Source organism: Actinophytocola sp. (assembly GCF_049647105.1).
GTDB lineage: Bacteria > Actinomycetota > Actinomycetes > Mycobacteriales > Pseudonocardiaceae > Actinophytocola.
This window is the reverse complement of the sequence record NZ_JBARWZ010000004.1, coordinates 1-13,477: the sequence shown is the minus strand read 5'-3', so window position 1 is coordinate 13,477 and position 13,477 is coordinate 1. Positions and strand designations below refer to the sequence as shown.

General features: G+C 68.6%; 12 protein-coding genes. 3 read left to right on the top strand and 9 right to left on the bottom strand.

Going from position 1 to position 13,477, the window contains the following annotated elements; all coding sequences use genetic code 11:
* Positions 1 to 9: 9 nt before the first annotated feature.
* From WBA97_RS00180 to WBA97_RS00150, 7 genes are all read right to left on the bottom strand, one after another.
* Complete coding sequence (locus tag WBA97_RS00180; protein ID WP_424228543.1) at positions 10 to 1,050, bottom strand: hypothetical protein; 1,041 nt, start codon at positions 1,048 to 1,050, stop codon at positions 10 to 12.
* A 23-nt stretch (positions 1,051 to 1,073) separates the two neighbouring features.
* Positions 1,074 to 2,450 (bottom strand): replicative DNA helicase, encoded by a 1,377-nt coding sequence (dnaB, locus tag WBA97_RS00175; RefSeq protein ID WP_424228542.1) that lies wholly within the window; start codon positions 2,448 to 2,450, stop codon positions 1,074 to 1,076.
* A gap of 411 nt (positions 2,451 to 2,861) precedes the next feature.
* Positions 2,862 to 3,314, bottom strand: coding sequence for a 50S ribosomal protein L9 (rplI, locus tag WBA97_RS00170; RefSeq protein WP_424228541.1), 453 nt, complete (start codon positions 3,312 to 3,314; stop codon positions 2,862 to 2,864).
* 14 nt (positions 3,315 to 3,328) lie between these two features.
* The gene (gene rpsR, locus WBA97_RS00165; protein ID WP_184810847.1) at positions 3,329 to 3,589 is read right to left on the bottom strand and encodes a 30S ribosomal protein S18; all 261 of its coding nucleotides are present in this window, start codon (positions 3,587 to 3,589) and stop codon (positions 3,329 to 3,331) included.
* 56 nt (positions 3,590 to 3,645) lie between these two features.
* Positions 3,646 to 4,152: a single-stranded DNA-binding protein gene (locus tag WBA97_RS00160; protein ID WP_424228540.1), complete on the bottom strand. Its 507-nt coding sequence runs from the start codon at positions 4,150 to 4,152 to the stop codon at positions 3,646 to 3,648.
* A 16-nt stretch (positions 4,153 to 4,168) separates the two neighbouring features.
* Positions 4,169 to 4,465: a 30S ribosomal protein S6 gene (gene rpsF, locus WBA97_RS00155; RefSeq protein ID WP_424228554.1), complete on the bottom strand. Its 297-nt coding sequence runs from the start codon at positions 4,463 to 4,465 to the stop codon at positions 4,169 to 4,171.
* Positions 4,466 to 4,538: 73 nt separating this feature from the next.
* Positions 4,539 to 5,543, bottom strand: a complete 1,005-nt coding sequence (locus tag WBA97_RS00150) for a hypothetical protein (protein ID WP_424228539.1) — start codon at positions 5,541 to 5,543, stop codon at positions 4,539 to 4,541.
* Between the two features lie 200 nt (positions 5,544 to 5,743).
* Here WBA97_RS00150 and WBA97_RS00145 point away from each other — a divergent pair, with 200 nt between their 5' ends.
* Genes WBA97_RS00145 through WBA97_RS00135 form a run of 3 tightly spaced genes read left to right on the top strand, consistent with a single transcriptional unit; the run spans position 5,744 to position 8,484 of the window.
* On the top strand, positions 5,744 to 6,514 hold the full coding sequence (locus tag WBA97_RS00145; RefSeq protein ID WP_424228538.1) for a deoxyribonuclease IV: 771 nt from the start codon (positions 5,744 to 5,746) through the stop codon (positions 6,512 to 6,514).
* Entirely contained in the window at positions 6,511 to 7,968 is a 1,458-nt protein-coding gene (locus WBA97_RS00140; protein ID WP_424228537.1) for a glycosyltransferase family 87 protein, read from the top strand. The genes WBA97_RS00145 and WBA97_RS00140 overlap by 4 nt, the downstream gene beginning before the upstream one ends.
* A gap of 24 nt (positions 7,969 to 7,992) precedes the next feature.
* Positions 7,993 to 8,484 (top strand): hypothetical protein, encoded by a 492-nt coding sequence (locus WBA97_RS00135; RefSeq protein ID WP_424228536.1) that lies wholly within the window; start codon positions 7,993 to 7,995, stop codon positions 8,482 to 8,484.
* Between the two features lie 826 nt (positions 8,485 to 9,310).
* Here the strand turns inward: WBA97_RS00135 and WBA97_RS00130 are convergent.
* Positions 9,311 to 10,879, bottom strand: a complete 1,569-nt coding sequence (locus WBA97_RS00130) for a glycosyltransferase family 87 protein (protein WP_424228553.1) — start codon at positions 10,877 to 10,879, stop codon at positions 9,311 to 9,313.
* Between the two features lie 122 nt (positions 10,880 to 11,001).
* On the bottom strand, positions 11,002 to 13,477 hold a 2,476-nt coding region (locus WBA97_RS00125; RefSeq protein WP_424228535.1), incomplete at its 5' end, for a transglycosylase domain-containing protein.

The window sequence follows — 13,477 nt, the reverse complement described above, 5'->3', positions numbered from 1 at the left end:
CACGTGCGGTCAGTCCCAGTTCCCCAACCACTTCGGCACGGGCACACCGACGGCCTCGGCGAGGTCCTGCGCGTCCTGCCGCAACCGGGACAGCTCCTCCCGAGGATCGGGGGCTGCCCCGACCCCACGCACCACCTCGGCAAGCGCGTGCAGGTCGTGCTCTCGCGCCGCGTTCCGCACCCCGGCAGGCACCGAACTGTCGAAGGCGACACCGAACCGCTGCAACCCGGCCCCCGCCCGCGCACACGCGGCACACGAGCAGTCGGTGATCTCGGTGCCCTTCAGGTCCACACCCCGCTGCCAGTGGAGCAGGCGAGGGACGAACACCTGAGGGCTGCGCTTGGGCCGCACCCCGTCGGCCCGCCGCGCGACCGGCCCGCCGAGGTGCCGCGTGGACGTGGAAAGGCCGATGGCGGCCACCTTCGCACCCGCGGCGACCGCGGGAATCCCGATCGGCCCGGTGCGCAGCAACTCCAGTTTCCGCCCGGTCCGGTTGCTCCACCGAAGCAACCGCCGCAGTCCCTGCACCTTGTACGAGGAGTCGACCGGGTCGAACGGCGCGCCGAGCACGAGCGACACATCCCGGCCCGCGGCACGCAACTGCTCGGCGAGCACCCCACTGTGCTTCGACCCGAGCCAGCCGCCATCGAGCACGAGCGTCACGGAAACCGGCACGGGGTACTCGCGGTGCAGCTCCGCCTTGAGCGCGTCCACCTCCCCGACCCGCAACCGGGGCCCGGCAGTGCGCACGACGGGCAGCCCCAGCTCGGCCTGCGCCTCGACCCAGTCGAAGACAGGCAGGTCGAGATCGAACCCCAGCTGCCCCCGCACAACCGGCACGGCAGGCTTCCCCCGCGCGAGATAGGCGGCGGGATCGAGATCGACGCCCGTCAGCTCCCCGGCCCGGTCCAGCACCCGCGCGATCTTGAGCCCGTGCACCCCCTGCAACGTGACCCCACCGAACGCGTCCCGGTTGGCCAACGCCTCGGCGGCACTGCACCGCCCGAGGTACGCCTGCACCCGCCCGAGCGAGGCACGCCGATCAGCCATACATCACACGGTATGCGAGCTGCTCATGACTGTGCCAGGTCCACGAAGCGGCTGTAGTGCAGCTGGTGGGCGACGGTGATCGTGGCGGTCGGGCCCGCGCGGTGCTTGGCGAGGATCAGGTCCGCCTCACCCGCCCTCGGGTCGTCGCGTTCGAAGGCGTCCGGGCGGTTGATCAGGATGACCATGTCCGCGTCCTGTTCCAGGGAGCCGGACTCACGAAGGTCGGACAGCATCGGCCGCTTGTCCGTGCGTTGTTCGGGACCACGGTTCAGCTGGCTGATCGCGACCACCGGCACCTCGAGCTCCTTGGCCAGCAGCTTGAGCTGACGCGAGAACTCCGAGACTTCCTGCTGCCGGGACTCGACACGCTTGCCGGACGTCATCAGCTGCATGTAGTCGACGACCACCAGCTTCAGGTCGTGCCGCTGCTTGAGCCGCCGCGCCTTCGCCCGGATCTCCATCATCGTCATGTTCGGTGAGTCGTCCACGAACAACGGCGCCTCGCTGATCTCGCTCATCCGCCGCGCGAGCCGGGTCCAGTCGTCGTCGGTCATGCGGCCACCACGCATGTCCTGCAACCGGATCTTCGCCTCGGCCGACAGCATGCGCATGACGATCTCGGTACGGCTCATCTCCAGCGAGAAGATGACACTGGTCATGCCGTGCGTCACCGAGCACGACCTGGCGAAGTCCAGCCCCAGGGTCGACTTGCCGATACCCGGCCGCGCCGCGACGATGATCATCTGGCCGGGGTGCAGGCCGTTGGTGACGGCCTCGAGGTCGGTGAAGCCGGTGGGGACGCCCAGCGACGTGCCGCCACGGGAGGCGATCGCGTCGATCTCGTCCATCGTCGGCTGGAGCAGTTCCTCCAGCGCGACGTAGTCCTCCGTCGTGCGGCGCTCGGTGACCTCGTAGATCGACGACTGTGCGCGGTCGACGACCTCGTTGATGTCGGCGCCTTCCGCGCCCGAGTAGCCGAGCTGCACGATCCGCGTGCCCGCCTCGACGAGCCTGCGCAGCGTCGCCTTCTCGGCGACGATCTCCGCGTAGTAGCTGGCGTTCGCGGCCGTCGGCACCGTCGCGATCAGCGTGTGCAGGTACGGGGCGCCGCCGATGCGCCGGATCTCGCCCCTGCGTTCCAGCTCGGCGGCGACCGTCACGGCGTCGGCGGGCTCGCCCCGGCTGTACAGGTCGAGGACGCAGTCGTAGACCAGTTGGTGCGCCGGGCGGTAGAAGTCGTTGGGGCGGAGCACCTCGACGACGTCGGCGATCGCGTCCTTGGACAGCATCATGCCGCCGAGCACGCTCTGCTCGGCGGTGAGATCCTGCGGTGGCTGCCGGTCGAACCCGTTGCCGCCACTCGCCCCCGGCGCGGCCTCGCGGTCATCGGTCAGAGCCACCGAGACACCCCCTCGGATGTCGAACACATGTTCGACATCACACATTAGCACTCAACGGCAAGGCGCACTCAGAGCGAGCGGCAAGATGGACCGTAGGGCCTGGTCATGCCGTCGCAAAACGCCCTTGTGGACAGCGTGTGGATGCTTTCCGGCATCCAGTCACAGGTCGGCCCGCTGCCTGGGGATAACTTGGGGACAGCCTCGGCGGTCGCCGAAGAAACCCCAGTTCACGGGATGTGTGCAGGTTGTGGAAAAACTAACCTGATGCCGACCGGCGTGTCGTGCGGACCCGCGCCTTCGGCGTGTCGTGGTCCTACGGGTGACCACACCCGTCAGCCCCGGTCGAGTTGGTTGACCCGACACGGGGCTGACGCGGTTCTGGTTACTCTCCGTCGATATTTCGAGGGACCGTCAGACGGCCGTGACCTCGAGCTTGAACGCGACGCTGACGTCCGGGTGCAGTCGCACGTTCACCGAGTGCTTGCCGACGGTCTTGATGTGACCGGACACCTCGACCGAACGCTTGTCCAGCACCGGACCACCGGCGGCCTTGACCGCCGACACGATGTCGGCGGTGGTGACCGAACCGAACAGCTTGCCGGAGCCCGCGGCGGCCTTGGCCTTCAGCTGCACCGGAGCGATCTTCTCGATCAGCGCCTTGACCTCCTGCGCGTGGTCGAGGCCACGGATGGCCCTGGCCCGCTGCGCACGACGGATGGTCTGCACCTGCTTCTCGGCGCCCTTGGAGGCGACGATCGCGAGCGAACGCGGAAGCAGGTAGTTGCGGCCGTAGCCGTCCTTGACCTCGACGATGTCACCGGGGCCACCGAGGCCCTCGACATCAGCGGTGAGGATGAGCTTCATCGTGACTCCTCAGATCAACGCGCGGTCGAGGTGTAGGGCAGCAGAGCCATTTCCCGCGCGTTCTTCACCGCGATGGCGACGTCACGCTGGTGCTGGCTGCAGTTGCCGGTGACCCGGCGGGCACGGATCTTGCCGCGGTCGGAGATGTACTTCCGCAGTAACGTGGTGTCCTTGTAGTCGATGTCCTGCAGGTCCGACTTGGTCTTGGCCTTCTTCTCGGCCTTGCAGAACACGCAAACCTTCTTCTTCGGCTTGCGAATGGGTGGCTTGGCCACGGTATTACTCCTGAGTCTGTCTCAATCCCGAAGGTGTTTGTCCCAAGAAGCTCTGGTCAGAACGGCGGTTCGTCCGAGAACCCGCCACCGGAACCGGCGGGCGGGGCCGAGCCCCACGGGTCGTCGGCCGGGGCGCTACCACCGCCACCGCCGTAACCGCCGCCTCCGCCGGCACCACCACCGCCGCCGCCACTGCCGCGGGCCACCTTGTTGACCTTCGCGGTGGCGTAGCGCAGCGAGGGGCCGATCTCGTCGACCTCGAGCTCCACAACGGTGCGCTTCTCGCCCTCACGGGTTTCGAAGGACCGCTGCTTGAGCCGGCCGCTGACGATGACGCGGGCGCCACGCGTGAGTGACTCCGCCACGTTCTCAGCGGCCTGCCGCCAGATGTTGCACCGCAGGAAGAGGGCTTCGCCGTCCTTCCACTCGCCGCTCGCGCGGTCGAGGGTGCGGGGTGTCGACGCCACCGTGAAGTTGGCGACCGCCGCACCGGACTGCGTGAAGCGCAGCTCGGGGTCCGCGGTCAGGTTGCCGATAACGGTGATGATCGTGTCGCCGGCCATGTTGTTACCTCCGGTTTCAGGCCCCCGCGGGGTCGCGCCGCAGGACTTTAGTCCGCAGCACCGACTCCTGGAGGCCCAGCTGGCGGTCGAGCTCCTTGACCGCATCGGGATCGGAGTTCACGTCGAGCACGGCGTAGATGCCCTCGGTTTGCTTCTTGATCTCGAACGAGAGGCGGCGCTTGCCCCAAACCTCGACCTTCTCGACGTTCCCGCCCGAAGTGCGGATGACGTTGAGGAAGTTGTCGAGGGTCGGCTGAACCGTCCGCTCATCCAAAGTGGGATCGAGGATGACCATGACCTCGTAATGACGCATGAAGACCACTCACCTCCTGTGGACTCGGCGGCCACGGACTCTCCGTGGCAGGAGGGGTCTTGCTCCGAACAGGCTACAGGGCGGGCCGGGGCGCCTTGCGGAGGACCCACGTGCGGACCAGCGCGGCCGTCACACAGGACAGCGCGAGCACCGCGAGCAGCACGGGGAACTCGACCCGCTGGCCGACGGGCGGGGTGATCGCCTCCGCGCGACCCGCGACGGACACGCCGTCGTCGAGTGGTGTGTCGCCGACGATGCCGAACTCCGGCGAGTACCCAGGCACGCCGCCGCCGTACCGGACGCCGGGCGCGGGCGCCCACAGGCCGGGACGGGCGAACGGGATGTCCGAGTAGTCGGCCATGGGCCAGCGGCCGAAGTTCCACAGACCCGGCTGGTAGAGGTCGAGACCGACGCCGGGCAGGCCGCCGAGGGGCGGCTGGTTGGGTGCGGGCATGCCGCCGGTGCCGCCACCCGGGCCGGGGTTGTTCGTACCGCCACCACCACCGCCGGGGCCGCCGGGACCGGGTAGTCCTGGCAGCCCTGGCAGGCTCTCGATGACCTTCGCGGTGACGTTCTCGGACGCGTCCGCGACCGCGTCCGCACCGTCCTGGACGGGTGCGGCGACCGCGTTGACACCCTTGACGGTCACGCCGCAGCCCAGGCTCAGCACGGCCTGCACGGTCTTCACGACCGCCGCCAGCACTGGTCCGAGCAGGGGGATCTTCCGCAGTTGCGCGACCACGGCGTTCGCGATCGTGCCGCCGGTGATGTAGCCGGTGCCGTTCGGCAGCGCGCCGAGCGGGATGGGCGGCAGCGCCGCGAACGCCTGGTTGGCGGCGTGGGCGAGTGGCGGCCCGAGTAGCGGGACGGCACGCACCGCGTCGGTCACGATGCCGAGTACGGCGGCCGGTGCGAGCGAAACGGGCTGACCCGGCGCGCCCTCGATCGAGGCGGCGCATGAGCCGATGACGATGGGTTCGGCCGCGCTGGCCGTGCCGCTGCCTGCCAGGAGGCCAGCCACCGAGGTGGTCAGGACGAACACGATCGCGGTGGCAAGGCTCCTCACGCGCCTGCGCATGCTCGTCCTCCCGATACTCACCGGTAACACCTAGGGGTTCAACGACCGTAACCCGCCGCGGTAACGATAACCAGGCATAAACCAGGCATACCCGTGACCATGACGATGCGGTTCCGCCATCCGGCCCAACCGGCCGCACGACAGGCGTAGGCCGGACACCTCCGCTTTGGTGTCGGCCCGGCCGACTACGCTCGCGGGCCATGAGCATCGGCGCCCACATCAAGAGCGACGACCCCATCGGCGCCGCACGGGAGCGGAACGCGGATGTCGTGCAGTTCTTTCTCGGCGACCCGCAGAGCTGGAAGGCGCAGCCGCCCCATCCGCAGGCCGATGTGCTGCGCGATGCGGGCATCGACGTGTTCGTGCACTCGCCCTATCCGGTGAACATCGCCTCGACGAACAACCGGATCCGTATCCCGTCCCGAAAGACGGTCACCCAGTACGCCGAGTCGGCGGCGAAGACCGGGGCGAAGGGGCTGATCGTGCACGGCGGGCACGTGACACAGGGCGAGGACCCGGCCGCGGGCCTCGCGAACTGGCGGAAGTTCTTCGAGCGGCAGGCGGAGGCCGGTGGTTTCCCGCTGCCGATCCTCATCGAGAACACCGCGGGCGGCGACAACGCGATGGCCCGCCGCTTCGACATGCTGGCGCGCCTGTGGGACGAGGTCGGCGAGTTCGACGCGGGCTTCTGCCTCGACACCTGCCACGCGTTCGCCGCCGGGGAGGACCTGGTCGGCATCGTCGAGCGGGTCAAGGCCATCACCGGCCGGATCGACCTCGTGCACCTCAACAGCTCACGGGACGAGTTCGGCTCGTCGCGGGACAGGCACGCGAACATCGCGACTGGCATGATCGATGCGCAGGAGCTCGCCGCCGTGGTGAAGGAGGCAGGCGCGCCCGTCGTGGTGGAGACGCCATCGGACGGTCAGGCCGACGACATCGCGTTCCTGCGTGAGGCCATGGGACGGTGAGCATCGTGCCGGCCGGTGCGGCGGCACCCCAGTCGCAGCCGAGGTCAGGAGCGGATGACGTGCCCGAGAAGGTGGGTGCGGCGGCGGACGGCGCCGCCGGCCGGCCGGGTGTCGGAGCCCGTCTCACCTCGCTCGGCCTGATCGTGCTGACGGTCCTGTGCGGGATCACCCTCGTGCTCGGGTTCATCAACAAGGACCGCTGCACGGGCCCGGACTTCGACCAGTGGGGCCGCAGCCAGCCGGACTTCGACCAGCGCCGGTACCAGGACTTCTGCTACTCGGACATCCAGACGCTGTGGATCGGCCGTGACATCGACCGCCACGTGTTCCCGTACGTGCACGGCAGCCTGACCGAAGAGGGCCAGCCGACCGGTGGCGTCGTCGAGTACCCGGTGCTGACGGGCGTGTTCATCTGGGCGTCGGCCATCTTCGCGCACACGGACGCCGACTTCCTGCTGTACTCGGCGCTGCTGCTCGCCCCGTTCGGCCTGGCCACGGCGTGGCTACTCGGCCGCATGTCGGGGTGGCGTGCCCTGTTGTGGGCGGTCGGCCCGCCGCTGGTGCTGTACGCGTTCCACAACTGGGAGCTGCCGGTCGTTCTGTGCGCGACGGCGGCGTTCTACGTCGTGCACAGGGGGTGGGGCAAACGCGGCGCGGACCGCCCGCTGCTGACCCGCGCGACGGTCGCCGCCGTGCTGCTGGGGCTGGGTTTCGCGTTCAAGGTGTACCCGGCGATCTTCGTGCTGCCGTTGATGATCTACGTGATGACCGGCGGCCGGGGCGGCACGGAGTTCGCGGGCCGCTCGAGCCCGGACTGGAAGGGCGCGCTGCGCGTCGCCGGGGTGGCGCTCGGCACCGCGGTGGCGGTGAACGTGCCGTTCATGGTGGCGGGCTTCGAGGGCTGGCGCGCGTCGTTCACGTTCCAGCTGCTGCGCAAGGCCGACATCACGACCAACTCCATCTGGTTCTGGGGCCTGCGCCCGGACTCCGACCCGGACAACGTGCCGGTGCAGGAGCTGATCGGCGTCCTGTCACCGCTGCTGATGATGATCTCGTTCGTGGTCGCCTGCGGCATCGGCTGGGTGCGGTACCAGCGGGAGGGCACGTATCCCTGGCTGCCGGTGTCGGCGGCGATGCTGTGCGGGTTCCTGCTGCTGCACAAGGTCCACTCGCCGCAGTACACGCTGTGGCTCATCCCGATGTTCGTGCTGCTGCGGATCCGGTGGGGCTGGATCGTGGCGTACTTCGTCGCGGACCTGGCGATGGGCATCGGCATCTTCCGCTGGTACTACGAGATCTTCGACGGCAAGCACGGCGACATCTTCAACGGCTTCGCGGCGCAGGCGGTGATGATCGGCGTGTGGGGCAGAGCGGCGCTGCTCGTCGGCCTGTTCTGCGCGTTCCTGACGGCGAAGGAGACGTTCCGGCCGGAACGAGAACGCTTGACAGTCTGAGCGGTCCTGGCCTTTCATTCGCACATGGCGGCAGCACAGAGCACCGACGCGAGCTTGCTGACCGGCTTCGTCGTGGCGTCATCGCTCGCGCTGTGCGTGGTGGGCCTGGTCGCGCTGCCGGACACCACGTTCGGCATCACGGGCGCGACACTCGTCCCGCCGCTGCTGGGCGGGGCGGCCTTCCTGGTGGCGATGCTGGTGGTCGACCCGGTGCTGACCCCGAAACGCCGCCCGACCCGCGACGAGATCCACATCTGGCTGTCGTTTACGGTGCTGTACCGCCTCCCCGCGATCGAGCTCCCGATGCTGGTTGGCCTGCTGATCGCGTTCGTCGGCCAGGAACGGGGCGTGCTGCTCACCGGCGCACTGACCACCGCGGTCCTGGCCATGGTGTGGTGGCCGGGCGAACAGTTCTTCAACGCCATGCGCCGCCGCCTGCAACCCCTGTCCGCGGACAGGCTGCTGGACGAACTGCTGACAAGCACGAACGGCCGCCTGAAGCTCCGCACCCGCTGAGTTGTCCACAGGCCACCCCCACACACCCCAAGACCGTCGGTACCCACCAGCAGCGTGGTCCAAGGAATCCGAATGCCAGGCCCAACGGCCCAGCCACCCCCGGAATCCCAATCCCCACAAGCATTCCACCCCGAAAAAGCCCGAGGCGTGGCCTCCGCCCCCCGGTTGCCAGCATACGGGCAGACACCGACACCCCAAGCCCCAGCGCCCCAAGTTATCCACAGGCCAACGAGTTATCCACAACAGACACCACCCCACCACAAACGGTCAACCCCCGCGAGTCCACGGTTCGCAACCCGCGAGTCCACGGTTGGGGACCCGCGAGTCCACGGTTGGGGACCCGCGAGTCCACGGTTCGGGACTGGCGAGTCCACGGTTGGGGACCCGCGAGTCCACGGTTGGGGACCCGCGAGTCTTCGGTTGGGGACTGGCGAGTCTTCGGTTGGGGACTCGCGAGTCTTCGGTTCGGGACTCGGGAGTCTCCCGTTGCGACTCGCGAGTTTCCCGGTTCGCCGCGGGCGGGGTTCGCCGTCAGTGATTGGCGGGGCGACGCCGGGATTGCCCGTCCGGATTCCGGGAGTGGACGGTTGGCGAGCTGCCGGTTCAGGGCCGTGAGATGGGTTGGCGGCTGGCGGAATCGGCCGCGAAACGTGCCGCCCGGTGGCCTCCGGCCCCCGGTTGCCAGCGTACGGGTGGGGGGTGACATTTCCCGTTGTCGTGGGGTGGGTTGTCCACAGGGGCGGGGGTTGTCCACAGGCGTGTGCTTCGGCGGGCTTGCGTGTCGGTGGTTGCCGGTAGCGTGGTTCGAGGGGGCCGGAGGCCAGCGTCACGCTGGTTCTGGCGTCTCCACCTTCTCCTCGCTGCGGTGCTTGCGTTTCAGCACGACCTTGTCCGGGGCGCCATCGAGTACGCCACCTGCAGGGTCGTCGTCGCCGGTGATTCTGATCAGGTCTCGGATCGGGCGGTAGATCTCGTAGATGATCACTGCGCACAGGCCGAGGACCGCGAGGTCGCGGAGCACGACGAACGACAGGAACCAGTCGATCGGCAGGCCCTTCTTGTCGTCGCCGAGGTAGAACATCATTCTTGGGGCCCAGACGAGCGCGTCCACGGTCATCCAGGCCAGTAGCAGGCGCCACCTCGGGAGCGCCAGCACCGCCAGTGGGACCAGCCACAGCGAGTACTGCGGGCTCCACACCTTGTTGGTCACCAGGAACGCGGCCACCACCAGGAACGCCAGCTGGGCCACGCGTGGCCTCGTCGGGGCGTGGAACGCGACGAACGTGATGCCCGCGCAGCACGCCACGAACAGTGCCGCGGTGACCGCGTTCAGCACCGCCGGGCTCTGGTCGAACGCGAGCGGACCGTCGAAGCCCTGCCAGCCCGTGAACTGGGCGACCACGTTGTACAGCGAGTCCGGGTCGGCGCCGCGGAGACTGTTGCGGTGGAAGAACTCCCACCAGCCTCTCGGGTAGAGCAGGGCTATGGGCAGGTTCACCACCGCCCACGTCACGAGTGCCGCGACCGCCGTCGTCATGAAGGCGCGCATCTTTCCCGCTCTGACGCACAGGACCAGCAGTGCGCCCAGCAGGAACAGCGGGTACAGCTTCGCGGCTCCACCGATACCGAGGAGGACACCGGCCAGCAGCGGCCGTTTTCTGGCCCATGCCAGCAGGGCCGTCGCGGCGCAGGCGGTGGCCAGGGCGTCGAAGTTGGTGAACGCGTGCACCAGCACCAGTGGCGACGCGGCGACGAGCACGACGTCCCACGGGCGGCGGCGGGCCGTTCTCGTGACCGCCCAGATCGTCACCAGCCACGCCAGCGCCAGCCAGAAGGCCGAGATGTCGAAGAACACCGTCACCGCAAGGCCTGTCGGCAGCCAGCCCGACTCGGCGATCTTCAGCCAGCCGTCGGTCAGCTTGGCGTTCACCCACTGGAAGAGGCCGGTCAGCACCGGGTACTCCATCCAGCGCTGGTGCTGTGTCGGCTTGCCCTCGTCGTCGTACCAGCTGGTCTTGTACGGGAAGCCGCCCTTGTCGAGCTGTTCCGCGGAGTACAGCGGGATGATGTCCGAGTAGCACATGGCGGTGAACGGGCGGTTCGACCGCCAGTCCAGCTCCAGCTGCTTCGCGTCCTCGTTGTAGTACTGCTGCACGCACGCTGCCTTGCCGAACCAGCCGATCGTCAGGCCGATCACGGCGATCAGCAGTGCCACCCGCAGTGGTGTCCAGAACCAGTGGCGGCCGATGGTCGCGTGCGCCCCGAGCGGGCCGCCGATCGGCGTACTGCCCGCCCGTGCCAGCGGTTCGGTCCACGTCGGGATCACGCGGTCCGCCGGGCCGAGCGTCGCCGTGTCGCTGACGTCGGCTGCCCCGGTGCGTGCGTCGTCCGCCACGTCGTCTGGCTCCGGGTCGCCTGGCACGGCCGCGATGCTACGGGGCGCGGTGATCGTCCGGCCGCGCACCTCTCCCCGGAAACGAACAGAGGCCCCACGCGGGGGCCTCTGTCGTCGATCGGTCAGTTACCGGCCGGCGGTCTTCCCTGGAAGGTCGGGATCAACGGTCCGTCCGTCTCGGTTTCGGACGGCGGGGGCTCGGTCCCAGGGTCGGGTTTCGTCGGCGGGTTGTTGTCGGACGGCTTGTTGTCGCTCGGGCGGTTGTCCGACGGCTTGTTGTCGGATGGCCGGTTGTTCGACGGCCGGCCGTCGCCGTTGTCGCCCTTGTTGGACTCGTCCTCGTCCGACGCGGCCTTGCCGATCGGGTCGTACTTGCCGAAGGTCATCTTGTCGGCGTCCTTCAGCCAGCTGTTCATGAACGTCTGCCAGATCTCACCGGGCAGACCAGAGCCATAGACGATCTTGCCGTTCTTGTCCTTCAACGGCATCTGTTTTCGGTTCTCCTCGGCGGTGAGAGACACCGCGACCGAGACCTGCGGGGTGTACCCCACCATCCAGGCCTTGATGTTGTCCTCGGTGGCGCCAAGCTGGTGTGTGCCGGTCTTGCCCGCGCACTGCCGGTTGTCGTCGCACGGGATGTCCGAGTACTCCGGGATCGGCAGCAGCGCCTCGGTGACGTTGCGGGCGATCTGCCGGTTGCGCTCGGCGTTGCCCGCGTCGAACGCCGGCGTGCCGTCGATGATCTTCTGGTCCGGCTTCCACACCGTCTCGCCCTCGGGGCCGAGGATCGAATCGATCATGTGCGGCTTGTGGTACATGCCGCCGGAGGCGAACGTCGCGTACGCCGAAGCCATCTCGTACGTGCTGACCCGCGTCTTACCGCCGCCGATGGAGATGTTGGCGTCCGGCGCGGCACCATTCTCGCCTTCGAGCGGTGAGGTGATTCCCGCCTTGCCCGCGGCTTCGGCCACCTTCTTCGTGGAGACCTCGTTCAACGCGATGTCGTAGAACACCGTGTTGATCGACTTCTTCATCGCCAGCGCGACCGTGCACTTCTCGCCACAGGACGAGCCGCCAGAGTTGCGGACCTTGCGCCCGTCGAACACGCGGTTGGTCCGGCCGTCGTAGGTCTCGCCAAGCCCCTTGCCCTTCTCCAGCAGCGCGACCAGGTCGAACGGCTTGAACGACGAGCCGGGCTCCTGCCGTGTCTTCGCCCAGTCGTAGCCGGTGCCGTCCTTGCCGCCGTAGTAGGCGAGCACCGCGCCGTTGCTGGGATCGACCACGACCATGCCGGGGAACAGGTTGGGGGGTTGCTCAGCGAGCACGTCCCGGACCGCGGCCTCCGCATAGCTCTGCGCGAGCGGGTGGATCGTGGTCTTGATCTGGTAGCCCTTCTTGCGCAACGTCTCCAGGGGGTATCCGGCTGCCTTGGCCTCGTTGAGGACGGCCTGCTGGATGTGTGCCCTCGGGCCGGTGACGGCCTGCGGCCGGGCTTCCTCCGGCGCGATCGTCTTGGGGAACGTCGCGGCCTTGCGCTCGGCCGCCGTGATCCACTTCTTGTCCAGCATCTGGTCCATGACGAAGTTCCAGCGCCTCTTCATGTACGCCGGATCCGTCTCGCTTGGCCGCTGGATCATGCCGCCGAGCAGCGCCGCCTGCGACGGCGTCAGCTTGGCGAGATCATCGACGCCGAAGTACGCCTTCGCGGCGGCGGAGATGCCGTACGCGCTGCGGCCGAAGTAGATGGTGTTCAGGTAGGCCGTGATGATCTGTTCTTTGGTGTACGTGTTGTTCATCTTGTAGGCCTTGACCATTTCGAGGGCCTTGCGCGTGTAGCTCGCCTCGTCGTCGCCGGTGGCCATCTTGATGTACTGCTGCGTGATCGTGGAGCCACCGCCGGTGCCGCCGGTGACCTGGTTCCAGCCCGCGCGGAGCACGCCGGTGATGTCGAAGCCCGGGTTCGTCATGAACTCGGCGTCCTCGGCCGCGAACACCGCGTTCTTGACGGTCTCCGGAAGTTGCTCGTACGTGACCATCCTGCGGTTGCCGTTGGGCGGCACGAGCTGGGACAGGACGGCCCCGTCCGAGTAGCTCAGCGTCACGACCTGACCCTGGTCGTCCGCCACTGCCTTGGCGTCGGGCACCTCGACCAGCTGGTAGGCGACGAAGAACCCCACGATCGGGACGATGATCCCCAGCGCGGTCAGCACATACGCCGTGCGGCGGACCCGGCGCCAGATCTTCTTGCGCCGGCGCTTGCGGTCGTCCTCGCTGAGCGGCCGGTCCTCGTCGTCGTAGTAGTCGTCGTTGAGGTCCGGGTCGTCGTTGCGGTCCTCGTCGTAGTCCGGCTCGCGGTGCGTGAGCAGCTGCGGCTCGGAGCCGACGCCGCGGTGGACCGACGGCAGGAGCTCGGTCGGGCCCTCCGGGTCGGCGCCGCCTGGCGTGCCGGGGCGCGGCGGGCCGGGCGGACGTGGCCGGACGATCCGGGTGGTCGGTCCGGCGGGCGGTCCGGCGGGCGGGCGTGCCCCGCCAGGGCCGGGTGCGCCGTTGGGGAGGCTCATGCCGGGCGGGGGCGTGTGCGGGCCACCGGACCTGCGG

Bases quoted from the DNA above. Each gene is read 5' to 3' on its own strand.
- rpsF (WP_424228554.1), bottom strand. From the start codon at position 4,465: ATGCGTCATTACGAGGTCATGGTCATCCTCGATCCCACTTTGGATGAG.
- WBA97_RS00145 (WP_424228538.1), top strand. From the start codon at position 5,744: ATGAGCATCGGCGCCCACATCAAGAGCGACGACCCCATCGGCGCCGCA.
- WBA97_RS00180 (WP_424228543.1), bottom strand. From the start codon at position 1,050: ATGGCTGATCGGCGTGCCTCGCTCGGGCGGGTGCAGGCGTACCTCGGG.
- WBA97_RS00150 (WP_424228539.1), bottom strand. From the start codon at position 5,543: ATGCGCAGGCGCGTGAGGAGCCTTGCCACCGCGATCGTGTTCGTCCTG.
- rplI (WP_424228541.1), bottom strand. From the start codon at position 3,314: ATGAAGCTCATCCTCACCGCTGATGTCGAGGGCCTCGGTGGCCCCGGT.
- WBA97_RS00135 (WP_424228536.1), top strand. From the start codon at position 7,993: ATGGCGGCAGCACAGAGCACCGACGCGAGCTTGCTGACCGGCTTCGTC.
- WBA97_RS00160 (WP_424228540.1), bottom strand. From the start codon at position 4,152: ATGGCCGGCGACACGATCATCACCGTTATCGGCAACCTGACCGCGGAC.